This is a genomic window from Spirosoma lacussanchae (assembly GCF_005870035.1).
In the GTDB taxonomy this organism is placed as follows: Bacteria; Bacteroidota; Bacteroidia; order Cytophagales; family Spirosomataceae; genus Spirosoma; species Spirosoma lacussanchae.
In genome coordinates this window covers 2,368,346-2,384,799 of record NZ_SWJG01000001.1, presented here as the reverse complement: position 1 = coordinate 2,384,799, position 16,454 = coordinate 2,368,346, and the positions used below count along the sequence as shown (strand labels likewise).

Here is a 16,454-nt window from a genome sequence, read left to right as displayed (position 1 = left end):
CGTGACTCGTCGTAAGCAACACCGCTTTCTGCAAAACGCAGAAAGTCAAAACGTCATTGAAGTTGGTAAACCGCTGTACAAAACAATTAAAGGCAACTGGCGTAGCGGCTATTTTAACAATAATAATCCGATTGTTCTGGAGTTAGCCTGTGGGAAAGGCGAGTACACGGTTGGACTGGCACAGGCTTACCCGGCCATGAACTTTATTGGTGTAGATATCAAAGGAGACAGAATAGCGCGTGGTTCACAAGCTGCTCTGGGGCTGAATTTACAAAATGTAGCTTTCCTCCGTACCGATATAAACTTTCTGCTTGAGTTCTTTTCTGCGGGTGAGGTTAACGAGATCTGGATCACATTCCCCGACCCGCAACCACGGCCCAAGCAGGAAAAGCATCGGTTAACCCATCCGCGATTTCTGGACTTATACAAGACTATACTAGTTCAGGAGGGGACGTTACACCTCAAAACCGATAATCCCGAGCTATTTGCGTATAGCCTGGAGGTCATTGGTCAGAATGGATTCGCTGATTTACAATATACAACAGATCTCTACGAGTCAGCTTTGAATGCTATTCACATGAATATTAAGACGAAATACGAGCAATTGTTTTTTGATAAAGGATTTACAATTAATTATTTACAATGTAAAAAAGTATAATTTACATATATATCGATAGTATTCACAAAGAAAAATCTCACATTGTTAAACGATTGACAGTTTAACAATGTGAGATTTAATATTTACAATTGTTAGCTTAGAACAACTTTGCGATCAGATCCGCCACCCGGCTCGAGTAACCGAATTCGTTGTCATACCAGCCTACTACCTTAGCCAGTGTACCGTTTACGGTCGTCAATTTTGAATCGAATATGCACGAGTGCGGATTGCCAATGATATCGATCGATACAATTTCATCAGTCGAATACTCAAGGATTCCTTGTAGCGCGCCTTCCGAAGCCGCCTTCAACGCATTATTAATCTCTTCAACCGACGCTTCTTTTTTCAGGATGACCGTCAGGTCAGTCAACGAACCATCTGGCGTGGGCACCCGCATGGCGTTGCCATCCAGTTTACCTTTTAGTTGAGGTAATACCAGACCCACTGCTTTGGCAGCACCAGTAGAGGTTGGTACGATTGACAGAGCGGCAGCCCGGGCCCGGCGTAGATCAGAATGGGGAGCATCCTGTAGGTTTTGATCCGCTGTGTAGGCATGGATCGTTGTCATATAACCTTTCTCGATTCCAAATACGTCGTCCAGTACCTTAGCCATTGGGGCCAGGCAGTTCGTCGTACACGAAGCGTTTGAGATAATGGTTTCGTCTCCCGTCAGTGTATCGTCGTTTACGCCTAATACTACAGTTGGAATATTTCCTTTAGCGGGCGCTGAAATGATTACTTTTTTGCAACCAGCCTGCAAGTGCATGCCCGCGCCGGCTTCATCAACAAAGCGTCCTGTTGATTCCAGAACTACGTCAATCTCCAGTTGCTTCCAGGGAAGATTTTTAGGATCACGTTCGGCGTAGGCATTGATTCGTTTACCGTTTACAGTTATGCTTTCGCTGTCTGATGATATGTCGCCTAAAAAACGGCCATGAACCGAGTCGTATTTTAGAAGATGAGCCAGTGTAGCATTATCTGTAAGGTCATTTATGGCTACTACTTCTATGTTATCTTTCTCGATCAACCGCCGAAAGGATAAACGACCGATTCTACCAAAGCCATTAATGGCTACGCGTATTTTTTCCATGAACTGATAGATGTTAGTTTTCGGGGTCAAATATACTGATTAAATAAAAAATCATCGAGTTTATGGCAAGATAGGGCAGGTAAATACTAAATAAACGTTATTAGTAAAATCAAACCATATTTTTTAGCAAACTAAGTATTTTAGCATAATATTAGTAGGTTGTCATATAATTGCTAAGAATCTATGGCAAAATAGTGCCTTTTTACTATAAATTTTAGGAAAATACTATTATAATACTAAAAATAGCTAAAATTTTGTTTTATTAATTACTAATACTAGGCTGTGTTATTACCTGTGTTACTAAATAGCTTTTGGGTTATTATTAGTAGATAGAACAAGTCATAGAATAGTAGGGGTAGAATATCCCACTTTACAAGGCCATTAACACTTAGCCTTAACCAATTCTCGTAAAAGAAAATATCACATTGATTAGCTTCTCAACTACGTAGCTTGCTCGCTAACGGACATTATTTGAACCACTAATCTCATGATGGTATTTCAAAGCTAATACTGCAATACGAGTCATCAGCTCATTGCTGTTACTTGTCCCTGATGATTAAGTATTGCATTGACTTCGGTATAGTCTCAACTACAAAACATCGTTTTCAGTCATATTGATATTTTGCGACAGCTAATGTATCGGTAAGCTAATTCTATTATATATACCCAGATGAATTAGCCGAGAACATAGGTATATGTTTAACAGAGATCTTGCTCTCCTTTAAATAAGCAAGAAATAACCTATGGCATTGACTTTGCACTAACAAGTTGTGGCTTAGATTCTCGTGGATGTTATTCCTCATCGCGGCACAGATCGTTTTCAAAAAATTAGTGGCGTATGTTTCAGATATAAGGTTCTGGGCCTTACATTTGGATAAAGAAAAAAAGATAAAACTATAATATAAATAGCTCACAGAATATTATTTGTCTTCAAACTAGTCAACCTTAATATTCAGCAAGTTATAATCTGTTTAGTGAACCTTTACTTTAAATTAATGAAGCAATTAGTCGAAGAAATCTGGGCCGATCGGACGTTGTTGGCTCAACCAGAATCACTAGTAAGCATCCGCAGTGTAATTGCCCAATTAGATAGGGGAGAGCTCCGCGTAGCCGAACCGTCATCCACAGAAGAAGGGGGGTGGGTGGTCAACGAATGGGTAAAAAAAGCCATACTACTCTATTTTGTCAGCCAGTCTATGAAACCCGAGGAAGTCGGGATTTTTTCATTTCATGACAAAATCCCTCTAAAATCTGACTACAGCGAGCGCCAGGTTCGCGTGGTACCACCGGCAGTTGCCCGTTATGGTTCTTACCAGGCTCCCGGAGTTATTCTCATGCCTTCCTATGTTAATATTGGTGCCTACGTGGATGAACGGACTATGGTTGATACCTGGGCTACTGTTGGAAGCTGTGCTCAGATTGGCAAGGACGTTCACCTTAGCGGTGGAGTAGGAATAGGCGGTGTACTCGAACCACCGCAGGCCGCTCCCGTCATTGTAGAAGATGGTGCCTTTATCGGTTCCCGGTGCATTGTTGTCGAAGGCGCTCACATCGGTAAACGAGCTGTTCTAGGTGCTGGCGTCACGATCACCGGCTCCTCTAAAATTATTGACGTTACGGGCAACGAGCCTGTTGAGTACACAGGTTTTGTCCCAGCTAATTCAGTAGTTATTCCAGGGAGCTTTGCTAAACGTTTTCCGGCAGGGGAGTTTTACGTTCCCTGTGCCATGATTATTGGCCAGCGGAAGCCGTCTACTGATCTGAAGACGTCCCTGAACGAAGCGCTCCGGGAAAATAATGTTAGTGTCTAGTTGATGACGAGAATCCTGATATTATCACAGGCAGTACACATTTGTAATTAGCTCAGAAATTCACAAAAAACAACGCATTGATCGATTTACATAAAGACATTACAAGTGTGCATTAACTGTAAATTGATCAATTCGCTTTACATTTATAGCTAATTTATTTATGTTTGTAACATATCGACTTCCGTGTTGACACTATGAACATAAATGACAAGATTAAACAGATTCTGATCGAGCGTAACTTTACGCCATCTTATTTTGCTGACGAAATTGGCGTGCAGCGATCAAGCATATCCCATATTCTATCGGGCCGGAACAGACCAAGTTTTGATATTATTCAGAAAATAATTCGTCGCTTTCCTGAACTGGGATACGAATGGATTATGGAGGAAGACAACCAATCTGCACCAAATCAGACCCAGTCACCCTCGACATCCCGGTATTTGAATCCACAACCTGTCTTAGCCTCATCAGCCGACAACCGGTTCGAATCCCGACAGAATAACTCAGGCCCGGTTTATTCATCTCCACCACGTGTGGCTTCATCAGGACCAATCCGTTCTCAACGTCACGAGATTGCCGCAGCACCGCCAGACATTTCTAGTACAGATCCGGTTGCTGATTCAACCGATTCTACGGTTGGCACTGCGGTAAAGAAAGTAGAACGAATTTTGATTTTTTACAGCGATGGGTCATTTCGGGAATACATGCCTGCTTAATGTATTCTAATGTATTCTTCCGCTTCGGCTTGTAGTAACCCTTTATTAGAATCTCAAAAACGGCCTCCATTAGCTTTCAGGGGCATTTTTGACTTAAAAAATCTTAAGTCTTTGTAAAGCAGTACATTAACGTTCCACGTGGATAACTTGTGGATAGGCTGTGGATTACAGCCTATTATTTTGTTGTATAATTTATATTATGTTAAGTAAGAATCACTTAATAAGGGCTGGTGATTAACCAGCCCTTACCTATTCCAGCTTATTTACTTTCTACGCAAACGATCTTACGCTCTTCGTACTGTTTCAGGATATTCTCCAAGTTGGTCAGGTTTTCAACCAGATCGGCTTCTTCCTTCACGCTTTTGGCTTTCTGGAAATATGGAAGAGCCTGCTTGAATTTACCACAAACTCGGCCATCAACTTCTTTACCACGCTTGTTGTACTCAGCCATGTCCATACCATCAACGGCTTTCTTCATTTCAACCCCGTCGTTGAAATAAGCCACACCTAAGTTGAAGTTGGCATCGTAGTTAGCCGGATCGATGGCGAGTGCTTTCATGTAGCTCTCTTTTGCCAATGCCCGCTGATCGGCATTCTTCTTCATCAGGTCGGCCAGCTTCGCTTCGTTACCGGCGGTGCTTGAGCTTTTAGCAGCCTCTTCTTTAGCCTGCGTTTCCAATTGCGCCAGAGCGGCTTTCGTATCAGCCTGACGCTTGGTTACGTCGGCTAGCTGACGCTTGGCATCGGCATTTTTGGGCTCTTTCTTTACCTTAGCCGTAAGCCGGGTAATCTCACCATTGATTGCGTCCAGTGCGTCTTTCTGGGCTGCCAGTTTCTTCGAAATGTCGCCCCCTTTTTTGGTCTCTTCCGACAGTTTACGGATTTCGGTCTGCATCCCGTTAGCTGCATTGTCGTACAGAATACCCAGGTTAGCGATATTCTGCGCGTTGTTTGGCTCCCGCTGTACCAGTTGCTTGTAGCCTTCAATAGCTTCGTCGATCCGGTTAGTCGCCAACATAATGTTGATCCGTTCATTGGACAGATCCTTGTTGGTAGGCGCCATAGCAATACCTTTATCCAAGGTAGCCAGTGCTTTGTCAATCTCGTTATCGGCGCGGTACAGCATGGCCAGCGAGCCGTAGATGGTAGCATCCTTACCGCCGGCGGTCATGTATTTTTCCAACTGCGTTTTGGCAGTAGCATTGTCTTTGATCTGCTGAGCAGCAATAGCCGTGTAGAGCGGAGCCAGCGTGTCGGTTGGCGTGATTTCTCCGGCAATAATCATCGACTTCATCGCTTCAGCATAATTCTTGTTCTGAAACTTAGCTACCCCCTGCTGCATGAAAGCGCCATACATAGCCTGACTCTTCATAGCCTCCTGGGCTTCTTTAGCCAGACGACCCGGACCACCTTTTTTGTCCTTGTCAAGTTCAACTACCTTGGTGTATGCCTCTTGGGCTTTCGTTGCTGCCATAGAATCTAACCGAATGTATTGTCCGGCTATGCTCTGGTAGGTTTTGGCCCGGTCCATCCAGGTCGATGCCTTGGCCGAAGCTTTTGCATCCGTGATATCTTTATCACTCTTTTCCTTGTCCTTCTTCACGGCATCCATAGCAGCCTGATCGAGTACCGATGCAGCTCCCTGTCCTTGTTGCTGAGCCTGCACCCGCGTACCAAAAGCGAGAAAGCAAACCATCAGCACGAAATAGATTGATTTCATGTGTTAATTGGGATTGTTTTTGTTTCAGAAACGAAATTACGGAATCAATCCGTATAAGCATAGACGGGCAGGAATTGTTTGAGCCGCTGGTCCTGATTGATTACAACCAGAACCAGCGGCTCAAACAAACTTATACCGGGAAATTATACAATTATTCAGAGGCTTCCGCTACCTGTACGGCCGCTTCCTCCTCGCCTTCTTCCTGCTTGATCTTGGTTACAGACGAAATGGCATCGCCGTCACGCAGACTGATCAGCCGCACTCCCTGGGTATTCCGACCGATCACACTAATGTCGGACACCGGAGTACGAATAGCGATACCTGATTTGTTGATGATCATCAAATCGTCGTTATCTGCTACATCGAGGATCGCAACCAGTCGGCCTACTTTCTCCGTAACCTTGAGGGTGCCTACTCCTTTCGCGCCCCGGTTAGTAATCCGGTACTCATCGATTTCGGAACGCTTTCCGTAGCCCTTCTCCGAAACCACCAGCAGCTGGGCCTCGGTAGAACCGATGCAGACCATACCCACCACGTGATCGGTCGTATCCTCATCGTCGAGCGAGATACCACGCACACCGGTAGCCGTACGTCCCATGGGCCGTACCCGGCTTTCGTGGAAACGAACCGCTTTGCCAGCACTTGACGCAATTACGATATCGTTATCGCCATTGGTCATACAAACACCGATCAGTTGATCGTCCTCATCAATGGTGATGGCGATGATACCGTTCTGGCGGGGCCGCGAGTACGCTTCGAGCATGGTCTTTTTAATCGTGCCCTGCCGCGTACACATCACAATGTAATTATTATTGATATAGTCCTCGTTCTTCAAATCGGTCACGTTGATTACCGCGCGCACCTTATCGTCCGATTCGATATTGATAAAGTTAGCCAGCGGCCGTCCTTTCGACGTACGCGATCCTTCGGGCAGTTCGTATACCGGTAGCCAGTACAGTCTGCCTTTCTGGGTAAACGCCAGCAGGGTATTGTGCATCGTGGCCGTGAAGAGATGCTCGGTAAAGTCTTCTTCCTTGGTCACGGCGGCTTTGGCACCCACCCCTCCCCGGCTCTGTGAGCGGTACTCGGTCGTTGGCGTCCGTTTGATGTACCCTTCGTGCGAAATGGTGATGACCATGTCATCATCGGCAATCAGGGACAGGTCGCTGATATTTCCGTCGCCCAGCGGGTTGATTTCGGTACGGCGAGGATCCCCATAACGAGCCCGGATATCGAGCAGCTCTTCTTTGATAACCTGACGCTTGCGATCTTCACTGGCCAGAATCTCTTTGAGACCGGCAATCTCCTGCATCAGCTCATCGTACTCGGCCTGGAGCTTATCCCGCTCCAGACCGGTCAGCCGCTGCAACCGCATTTCCAGAATAGCCTTCGCCTGCACATCACTCAGCGAGAAACGCTCCATCAGACTCGTACGGGCAATTTCGGGATCGCGCGAGGAACGAATCAGGTCAATCACCGCGTCGATGTTGTCGAGCGCAATCAGCAAGCCCTCCAGAATGTGAGCCCGTTTTTCGGCTTCACGCAGTTCGTATTGAGTCCGACGGGTTACCACCTCGAAACGGTGTTCGACATAATACCGCATCATATCCTTCAGATTCAGCAACATAGGCCGTCCTTTTACGAGGGCTACGTTGTTGATGCTGAACGACGACTGCAGGGCTGTGTGTTTATAGAGGTTGTTGAGTACTACGTTGGGGATAGCATCTTTCCGCAGGTCATACACCACCCGAAGGCCATCCCGGTCCGACTCGTCACGGAAAGCACTAATTCCCTCGATTTTTTTATCGTTGATCAACTCAGCGGTTTTCTCGAGCATAACCGCCTTATTGACCATGTAGGGTACATCGGAGACGATGATCTGGGTTTTGCCCCGATTCTCTTCAATCGTGGCATTGGCCCGCATCACTACGCGGCCCCGGCCGGTTTTATAAGCCGACTTCACCCCTTCCATGCCGTAAATGGTAGCTCCCGTCGGGAAGTCAGGGGCTTTGACGTGCTGCATCAGGTCTTCGATCGAGATATCCTGATCGTCCAGATACGCAATAATTCCGTCTACCACTTCGGTCAGGTTGTGCGGAGCCATGTTAGTAGCCATCCCGACAGCGATCCCTGACGAACCGTTCAGCAGCAGGTTTGGTAGTTTGGCCGGCATAACGCTCGGCTCTTCCAGCGAATCGTCGAAGTTGGGCTGAAAATCGACCGTTTCTTTGTATATATCCGACAGGATCTCATCGGCAATTCGCTTCAGGCGAGCCTCCGTATACCGCATAGCGGCCGGCGAATCGCCGTCGATAGAACCGAAGTTGCCCTGACCATCGACGAGTGGATACCGCAGCGACCAGTCCTGGGCCATCCGGACCATGGTATCGTATACCGACGAGTCACCGTGCGGGTGGTACTTACCAAGTACCTCTCCGACGATACGGGCCGATTTCTTGTGTGGCTTATTGTAATTGACTCCCAGTTCCGCCATACCAAACAGAACCCGGCGATGCACCGGTTTCAGACCGTCACGAACGTCGGGCAGAGCACGCGAAATGATAACCGACATCGAATAGTCGATGTAGGCACCACGCATTTCGTCCTCAATGTTAATGGGAATGATGTTACTGGGTGATTCGAGGTCGGGATTTTCTTCCGCCATGTGTTCAGTATATTTCGCAGAAAATTACTATTCCGGCCCACACCCTGCGCATGAGCCGCTGTATAGACAAATATACAAATTTTTCGCATCAAAAGGAAACAATACCGGTAAAACGGCCCAAAACGACGGTAAAAGCCCCATCCAAACCCGACGTAAAATACCTGATCAATCCCTCAACGTCCCCTCCCCTATTCCAGATCAAATACAATTCTATTTCAAGGAAAACACAGCGTTGGAAACTATAAACGCAGCTGGTTCATCCGACTGAGACCGTATTGTTGCGTAGCCGTTTGAAGACCAGCCAATTGGTGCGAAAAAGATCAAATACATTGTTTTCTACGTTCCGCGCCCGCCCGCAAATCCCCGGCCGATTCCCCCCGCTGCCACGCTTCGCAGGCCGCTTGCCGGTTGCCACTCGCCTGCTCGGCCCGACCGAGGTAATAATACAGGTCATCAACCGATGCATCCAGTCGCTCGGCCTGCCGAAAAGACGCCAGTGCTTTTACTGCTTCCCGCCGATTCAGGAAGTAAATACCCGTTGTTCGGTGAGCCCAGGCATTATCAGGATCCAGCCGCAGCGATTCCTGCACGAGCGGCAGGGCCTCTTCACCCCGGTTCAGCATCAGCAGCAGATAGGCTTTATTGTTCAGGTAATAAGGTTGGTTAGGCTGCACCAGCAGTGCCCGCTCCACGTACGTCAGCGCATCGGTGTAGTTCTCAGCCCGGGCCAGTAACAGACTAAGGTTATTCAAAGCGGCATCCTGCCTGGGGTTGAGCAGCAGCGCCTGACGAATATCCGATTCGGCCTGTTCATACGCTTTCTGGCTATACAGCAGGGCACCCCGGTTGGTGAGGGCTTCCGCATTTCTGGGATCGAGTTGTACGGCCCGGTCGTAAGCGGCCTGGGCAGGGGCCGGTTTGTTGAGTCGAACGTAACTATCGGCAAGTCGGACCTGGTAGAATGAAGAGTCTTTGTATTCCCGCTCGATCCGTTGCAGATCGGCCAGACTCCCGGCGGCATCGCCGGTTTCGAGCCGCACCTCAGCCCGGTTCAGGTAGGTAGCGCCGAAGTCAGGGTCGGTATCAATAGCGCGGTTGTAATCGGCCAGGGCCCCTTCCCGATCACCGTTCCGATATTTCGCCAGGCCTCTGTTATTGTACGCGTCGGCAAAATCGGGCTTTTTATCGAGCGCTTCTGTATAATAGCGTATGGCTTCCCGGTATTCTCGCTTCTGGAGTTGCAGGTTTCCGCGCAGAAAAAACTGAGCTGCTTCGTCGGCGTTACTGTCCGAGCAGCCAGAACCGACAGCTAGTATGAGCAGGAACAGTGTATATCGTAAATAGTGCAGCCGGGCCGGGTGTCCTATCTGTTCCTTCGGCGTCTGCCCTTTTTGAGTTGATGAACCGATTGGTAAACTGATTTGCGTCGTCATTGGTTGGTATTACGTAAACAGTACGCTTATTAGCCCTCAACATGCGTTTCGTCCAGGACATTCCCCACCCGCAGTTTCGAATAGGCCTCTACGCCTGGAATGGCAAATATATCCTCAAAATAGAGGCAGGGCCCTACGAACAAACGTACAAGGTAAGCGAAATGGACGTTACCGACAGTACCGATGTGCTTCAGATGCTGGATACGGACTTTCTGAATCGGGTTGCCCAACGATTTGCTGATATGGACACCGACTGGCAGGCTACCGGCGAACGAAACGAGGTGTTTTAAGCTGATGATCAGCCAGTCGGTCCGGATCGAGCGCTATGCTCACTATGTGCGTATGTACCGTTAGTTTTCTCATATCTACCGCTACAGTGACCCTTCGGCATCGCGACACTGATAACCAGTTTTTATAGACCATAACCAATAGTTGGGCGAGTTCTGAACCATACCCCTTCCTATTTTATTTAGTATTGTAGGTCACATTCACCCGACACACGCCGACAATCAACGGCGTTTCGTTTTATTTAATTAGTCTTTTAATTCTATAGACAATATACCTTATGTCTATTCAGCTCACCGACAACGTTAGCGCAGCCGCCCGACGCGACATCCTCGATCTGGACCGGAGAATCCGTTCGTTCCAATCGGGGGATATTGCCGACGAAGCCTTCCGGAAGTTTCGACTGACGCGGGGCGTGTATGGTCAGCGCCAGCCCGGCGTGCAGATGATCCGGATCAAACTGCCCCATGGCCGCATTACCGCCAATCAGCTGATTCGGATTGCTGATCTGTCGGATCAGTATGCCACCGGTAATCTGCACGCGACAACCCGTCAGGATATCCAGCTTCATTTTGTCAAACTGGCCGATTCGCCCCAGTTGTGGGCCGACCTTGAGGATGCGGGCATCACCCTGAAAGAAGCCTGTGGCAATACGGTACGCAACGTAACGGGATCGGCCCGCGCCGGCATAGACCCCGACGAGCCGTTTGACATAACCCCCTACGCCTACGCCATTTTCGACTACTTTCTGCGGAATCCGATCTGTCAGGATATGGGTCGAAAGTTCAAGATATCCCTGTCGTCGAGTGAAAAGGATTCAGCTTACGGCTATATGCATGACGTAGGACTGATTCCCCGCCTTCAGGATGGCAAACGAGGATTCAAAGTGATGCTGGGCGGTGGCCTGGGGGCACAGCCCTTTCCGGCTCAGACCGCCTATGAGTTCCTGGAAGAAGACCGAACCATTCCTTTCATTGAGGGGGTTATCCGGGTATTCGACCGGTATGGAGAGCGCGTCAAACGTCACAAAGCTCGTATGAAGTACCTCCTCAACGACATTGGTCTGGACGAGCTGCTTCGGCGAGTGGATGAAGAAACGCCCGCCCTTCGCAACAAGGTTTACGCCATTGATACCACCGCGCAGTCACCCGTGCTCCCGGAGGGACTACCCGCTCCTGATTTGTCGGCACACGAAGCCATGCTTGCTTCCAATCCGACCTATGCCACCTGGTTCAAAACCAACGTTTTTGCACAGAAACAAACTGGCTGGTATGCCGTACAACTCCGGGTACTGCTGGGAGATATGGATTCAAACACGGCCCGTGCACTGGCCAACGTGGTCAGGCAATACGCAGCCGATGACATCCGGGTTACTGTAAACCAGGGGTATCTGCTTCGGTACATCCGTCCCACCGACCTGCCGGCGGTGTTTACGGCCCTCACCCCCCTGGGACTGGCCACGCCCGGTTTTGACACCACCGCCGATATTACGACCTGCCCCGGGACCGACACCTGTAACCTGGCCATCTCGAGCAGCTACGGCATTACCCGCGCTCTGGAGCAGATGATGCACGACGAATTCCCGGATCTGGTCTTCAATGACGATATCAAGATCAAGATTTCGGGCTGTATGAACGGCTGCGGTCAGCACTCGGTAGCCAATATCGGGTACCACGGCTCGTCGCTGAAAAATGGAGCGTACGTATTGCCAGCGCTGCAGGTATTGCTGGGTGGCGGCTTCAACGGGAAGGGCGAAGGATTGATTGGGGATAAAGTTATCAAAATTCCTTCCAAACGCGGACCTGACTCCCTCCGGCTACTCCTGCGCGACTATGAAGCCAATGGTTTCGACGGCGAGTACTATAGCGATTACTACGCACGCCAGGGCAAAAATTATTTTTATCAGTTGCTCAAACCCCTGGCCGATCTAAAAACCCTGGTCGACACCGATTACATTGACTGGGATCATACGGAACAGTACGTTACCGAAGTTGGCGTAGGTGAGTGTGCCAGTGTGCTCATTGACCTGGTTGCTACCACGCTGACCGAAGCGGCTGAAAAAATGGAATGGGCTCGGGAAGCGTACCACGACAGCCGATGGGCCGACGCCGTATATCACGCCTACAACGTGTTCATCACCGGTGCCAAAGCAGCGCTGATGAGCCGGGATATTCCCACGAATACCCAGCACGGTATTGTCAGCGACTTCGACAAAACGTTTGCGGGTGAGCCTGGCTTTCACCCGGCCGAAGGCGATTTCAAAAGTCGGGTGTTTAGCATCAACAAGCAGGAGCCTTCCGAGGACTTTGCCACCCAGTTTATGGCGGATGCCGACATCTTCCTGAAGGCAGTACAAGCCTACCGCGACATCCAGATTGAGCGGGAAGGCTTGCCCGAACTTCAGGAGCTGGTTCAGGCTAAAGACAGCTAAATAAACGTGTACGCGAACAGACCGGCAGATGCATCCGCTTCGCCCGTCGATTCTTCGCGAGCCTTGTCCCTTATTGATATGAAACTTACCCTGGTTGGCGCGGGTCCCGGCGATCCCGATCTGATTACCCTGAAAGCCATCAAGGCGCTACAGGCCGCCGACGTAATCATGTATGATGCGCTGGTCGCCCCGGAGTTGCTCGACTATTGCAAACCGGCTGCCCTTAAGGTATACGTAGGCAAGCGGAAAGGGGCTTACAGTTGTATGCAGGAAGACATCAATCCGTTGATCGTTCATTATGCCCGCCAGTACGGACATGTTGTCCGACTTAAAGGAGGAGATCCGTTCGTATTTGGGCGGGGTTACGAAGAAGCCGACTACGCCAGCCAGCACGGCCTGGATGTCGCCATAGTACCCGGCATTTCGAGTAGTTACTCGGTTCCAGCCTCAGCCGGGGTACCGCTGACGAACCGGGGCGTATCGGAGAGCTTCTGGGTCGTTACCGGTACCACAAAAGACGGCCAGCTTTCCCGCGATATGCAGCTGGCGGCCCAGTCCTCAGCTACCGTAATCGTATTGATGGGTATGCACCAGCTTGCCAAAATAGTAGCGCTCTACGAATCCATCGGCAAAGCGGAACTACCAGTCGCCATCATCCAGAACGGCACGACCCCCGATGAACGAATGGTAGCGGGTCGGGTATCGACCATCCAGGAACAGGTACAAACGGAAGGTATCGGTAATCCGGCCGTCATTGTACTGGGCGAAGTAGCGGGTTTACCGGTGGCCGGTTGGCATAAACAGGTTCAGCAACTGGCGCTACCGACGCAGGAGTAAATTGCTTTCACGACAGTATAAAGCCGTATGGTTCAGTAACCATACGGCTTTGTTTTTACCGTTGACACAGTAGGTTTACCGTTGGTATACTTCTTCCGTTTTTACACTAGTAAAATTATAGACATATTAGTATCTTTAGCCGCAGTACAAGCTGACGCTGAGCCAACTACTCTTTTTTATACCTAATCCTGAACTCATCTCCGGAGACTCTCTGGCATGATACGCATTCATGACGCCTACCTCCGCTGGTTAGGCCCTGCGCTGTTATTTTTGTTTGGCACTGTTTTTTTCAGGCTTTCTTTTTGGCTGGAAGCCTCTTCATCGTTGCTGATCCACGCTACGCTGGTAGGCCTGGCAGCGGGTTACCTGTTCTGGCAAATTAGCCGTTGGGTCGTTTTGTGGCTGCAGCAAGAGTTTCCAGGGCTCGAACAGACCCGGAAACGGCTGCTCATGCTGCTGCTGATAGGCCCCCTGCTGGTTAATGCAGCTGTTTTCTTCCGGTTTGGTGTCCATCTGCTGCTGGGCTCCCGCACCACGCTCTGGCTGGGTCTGGTCGACTACACCACCTCGCTGGGGATTCAGCTTTTTTACCACGTTGTGTATTTCAGTATCTACGAAGGGCTGTATGTTGTCCGACAATGGCGGGAAACCTGTATTGAGAAAGAAGAACTGCTTAAAGCCCAGTGGCAAAGCCGCTTCAACTCACTCAAAAGCCAGGTCAACCCCCATTTCCTGTTTAATTCCCTTAATACCCTATCGGTATTGATTGATGAGTCACCCGTTCAGGCCAGCCGGTTTGTCGACGAACTATCCTCCATTTACCGGTATCTGCTCCAGGCCAACGACCGGGAGCTGATTACCCTCAGCACCGAGCTAACGTTTATCGAGTCGTATACGAACCTGCTTCGGACGCGCCATGGCACAGGCATCGACGTACGTATAGCCGTAGCCGACCCGTACCTGTCCAGTTCGCTCCCCCCGCTCACCTTACAGCTACTGGTCGAAAATGCCGTAAAGCATAACATCGTTCTGCCCGACCAACCTCTGTTCATTGAGATCAGCACCACAGATGCGGGGCAACTCCGGGTCCGGAACAACCTGCAACGCAAAAACCGATGGGTCAGCAGCACGGGGATCGGCTTAACCAATATCGCGGCTAAATACCGAATGCTGACCCAGACCGATATTATCGTACAGGATAGAGACGGCTATTTCACCGTCCTGCTTCCCCTCCTGAGCGAACCCGTTCAGGCTGCCGTTTACCAGGGAGATACTGTCTATCCAGCTTAGCTCTTGGTCACGAACGCGATCAGTTCATCGGCGGTCAGTTTCTCCTGAACTCCAGTCAGCATGTTTTTTACGGTAAGCTGCCCCGTCTGCACCTCTTCAGAGCCAATCAGGACGACTAGTGGAATCCGTTTGGCGTTGGCGTAATCGAGCATCTTCTTAACCTTAGCCAGATCGGGGTACATTTCGGCCGATGTGTTGGCCTGCCGCAGTTGATTCAACAGCGGTAAGGCTACGGTACGACCATCGGCATCGAAGGGAACCAGCAGCACGGCCGTACCCTGACCCGCATCGGCCGGGAACAGGCCAAGCTCTTCCATAACATCGTAGATCCGATCGACGCCAAAGGAGATACCGACCCCCGACAGCCGCTCCGAGGTGCCGAACGCGCTGGTCAGGTTATCGTACCGCCCTCCTCCGCTGATACTACCAATCGAAACGCCCAGCGCTTTGACTTCGAAAATAGCCCCGGTATAATAGGATAGGCCACGCGCCAGGGTGACGTCGAGTTCGGTTTTCGACGGATCGAGACCATACTGACTAACTAGCCGCAGCGTTTCTTCCAGCTCGGCAATGCCCCGCTGCGCAGTTTCGGACGAGGCAAGCCATTCTTTCAGCCTGGTCAGCACCGCGTCTGTGTTCCCCTCCACGGAAAAGATGGGCATGAGTGCTGTCAGGGACTCCTCCGAAAAGCCCCGTCCACGAAGTTCGTCCAGCACTTTTTCCTGACCAATCTTATCCAGCTTGTCGATAGCTACGGCCAGTGCTCCCTCCTGCCCCGGCACACCGATTACCTCGGCAATTCCGGTCAGAATTTTTCGATTGTTGACTTTTAAGGCAAACTGCCCGATACCAAGGTTTCGCATCACCTCGTGCACCATCAGCACAATTTCGGCTTCGCACAGCAGCGAATCGGTACCGACCACATCGGCATCGCACTGGTAAAACTCGCGGTATCGGCCTTTCTGGGGACGATCGGCGCGCCAGACCGGCTGCATTTGGTACCGCTTAAACGGGAGGGCCAGGGCATGCCGGTTCATAACCACGTAACGGGCAAAGGGAACGGTCAGATCGTACCGCAGGCCTTTTTCGGCTATTCGGGGTAACAGGGCTTTCGAATGGAGAGACGGCTGATCGGCTCCGTCAGTGGTCAGGCCGGCCGCAAAATCGCCTGAGTTCAGAATCTTGAACAAGAGCTGATCACCTTCATCGCCGTATTTGCCCGTGAGCGTAGACAGGTTTTCCATGGCGGGCGTTTCGAGCGGCAGAAATCCAAACCGCTTGAAAGTTGCCCGGATTGTATCGAATATAAACAGCCGTTTGCTCATCTGCTCCGGCCCAAAGTCACGTGTTCCTTTAACGAGGGATGGTTTCATACGGCAAAGGTACAACAGCCGCTCCAACCAGTCTATCCTGGTCGGCCATAACCCTCACCCGCTCCGGTTACGTCTATACCCCACCGGCGTATTTTCGCCAACGGACCAGGCTGACACAAGCTATAGCTACTGGATAGCTGGAAGA

General features: G+C 50.0%; 12 protein-coding genes. 7 read left to right on the top strand and 5 right to left on the bottom strand.

Annotated features, from left to right (window positions below; genetic code table 11):
- Nucleotide 1 precedes the first annotated feature (1 nt).
- Nucleotides 2-658, top strand: a complete 657-nt coding sequence (gene trmB, locus FBR45_RS09865; protein WP_138501586.1) for a tRNA (guanosine(46)-N7)-methyltransferase TrmB — start codon at nt 2-4, stop codon at nt 656-658.
- A gap of 97 nt (nt 659-755) precedes the next feature.
- On the opposite strand, the gene gap is transcribed toward trmB, so the two are convergent.
- On the bottom strand, nt 756-1,748 hold the full coding sequence (gene gap / locus FBR45_RS09860; RefSeq protein WP_138501584.1) for a type I glyceraldehyde-3-phosphate dehydrogenase: 993 nt from the start codon (nt 1,746-1,748) through the stop codon (nt 756-758).
- Between the two features lie 995 nt (nt 1,749-2,743).
- Here gap and FBR45_RS09855 point away from each other — a divergent pair.
- Both FBR45_RS09855 and FBR45_RS09850 read left to right on the top strand, forming a co-directional pair.
- A complete protein-coding gene (locus FBR45_RS09855) occupies nt 2,744-3,559 on the top strand; it encodes a 2,3,4,5-tetrahydropyridine-2,6-dicarboxylate N-succinyltransferase (protein ID WP_138501582.1) in 816 nt (271 codons plus the stop codon).
- Nucleotides 3,560-3,753: 194 nt separating this feature from the next.
- Nucleotides 3,754-4,275, top strand: coding sequence for a helix-turn-helix transcriptional regulator (locus FBR45_RS09850; RefSeq protein WP_138501580.1), 522 nt, complete (start codon nt 3,754-3,756; stop codon nt 4,273-4,275).
- 259 nt (nt 4,276-4,534) lie between these two features.
- Here FBR45_RS09850 and FBR45_RS09845 read toward each other — a convergent pair whose 3' ends face one another.
- The 3 genes from FBR45_RS09845 to FBR45_RS09835 all read right to left on the bottom strand — a co-directional run bounded on the left by FBR45_RS09845 (nt 4,535) and on the right by FBR45_RS09835 (nt 10,093).
- Nucleotides 4,535-5,995 carry a tetratricopeptide repeat protein gene (locus FBR45_RS09845; protein ID WP_138501578.1) on the bottom strand — a complete coding sequence of 487 codons (1,461 nt, stop codon included), beginning with the start codon at nt 5,993-5,995 and terminating at the stop codon, nt 4,535-4,537.
- 151 nt (nt 5,996-6,146) lie between these two features.
- On the bottom strand, nt 6,147-8,660 hold the full coding sequence (gene gyrA / locus FBR45_RS09840) for a DNA gyrase subunit A (protein WP_138501576.1): 2,514 nt from the start codon (nt 8,658-8,660) through the stop codon (nt 6,147-6,149).
- Between the two features lie 320 nt (nt 8,661-8,980).
- Complete coding sequence (locus tag FBR45_RS09835) at nt 8,981-10,093, bottom strand: tetratricopeptide repeat protein (protein WP_138501574.1); 1,113 nt, start codon at nt 10,091-10,093, stop codon at nt 8,981-8,983.
- A gap of 41 nt (nt 10,094-10,134) precedes the next feature.
- Between FBR45_RS09835 and FBR45_RS09830 the strand changes: the two genes are divergently transcribed.
- The 4 genes from FBR45_RS09830 (at nt 10,135) to FBR45_RS09815 (ending at nt 14,936) form a co-directional block, all read left to right on the top strand.
- Nucleotides 10,135-10,383 carry a hypothetical protein gene (locus tag FBR45_RS09830; RefSeq protein ID WP_138501572.1) on the top strand — a complete coding sequence of 83 codons (249 nt, stop codon included), beginning with the start codon at nt 10,135-10,137 and terminating at the stop codon, nt 10,381-10,383.
- Between the two features lie 275 nt (nt 10,384-10,658).
- Nucleotides 10,659-12,809, top strand: a complete 2,151-nt coding sequence (locus FBR45_RS09825; protein WP_138501570.1) for a nitrite/sulfite reductase — start codon at nt 10,659-10,661, stop codon at nt 12,807-12,809.
- A gap of 78 nt (nt 12,810-12,887) precedes the next feature.
- Nucleotides 12,888-13,646, top strand: coding sequence for a uroporphyrinogen-III C-methyltransferase (cobA, locus tag FBR45_RS09820; protein WP_138501569.1), 759 nt, complete (start codon nt 12,888-12,890; stop codon nt 13,644-13,646).
- A gap of 216 nt (nt 13,647-13,862) precedes the next feature.
- A complete protein-coding gene (locus FBR45_RS09815; protein WP_138501568.1) occupies nt 13,863-14,936 on the top strand; it encodes a sensor histidine kinase in 1,074 nt (357 codons plus the stop codon).
- Here the strand turns inward: FBR45_RS09815 and hisS are convergent.
- Nucleotides 14,933-16,309, bottom strand: a complete 1,377-nt coding sequence (gene hisS / locus FBR45_RS09810) for a histidine--tRNA ligase (protein WP_138501567.1) — start codon at nt 16,307-16,309, stop codon at nt 14,933-14,935. The two genes, FBR45_RS09815 and hisS, sit on opposite strands and share 4 nt — an antisense overlap.
- Nucleotides 16,310-16,454 lie beyond the last annotated feature (145 nt).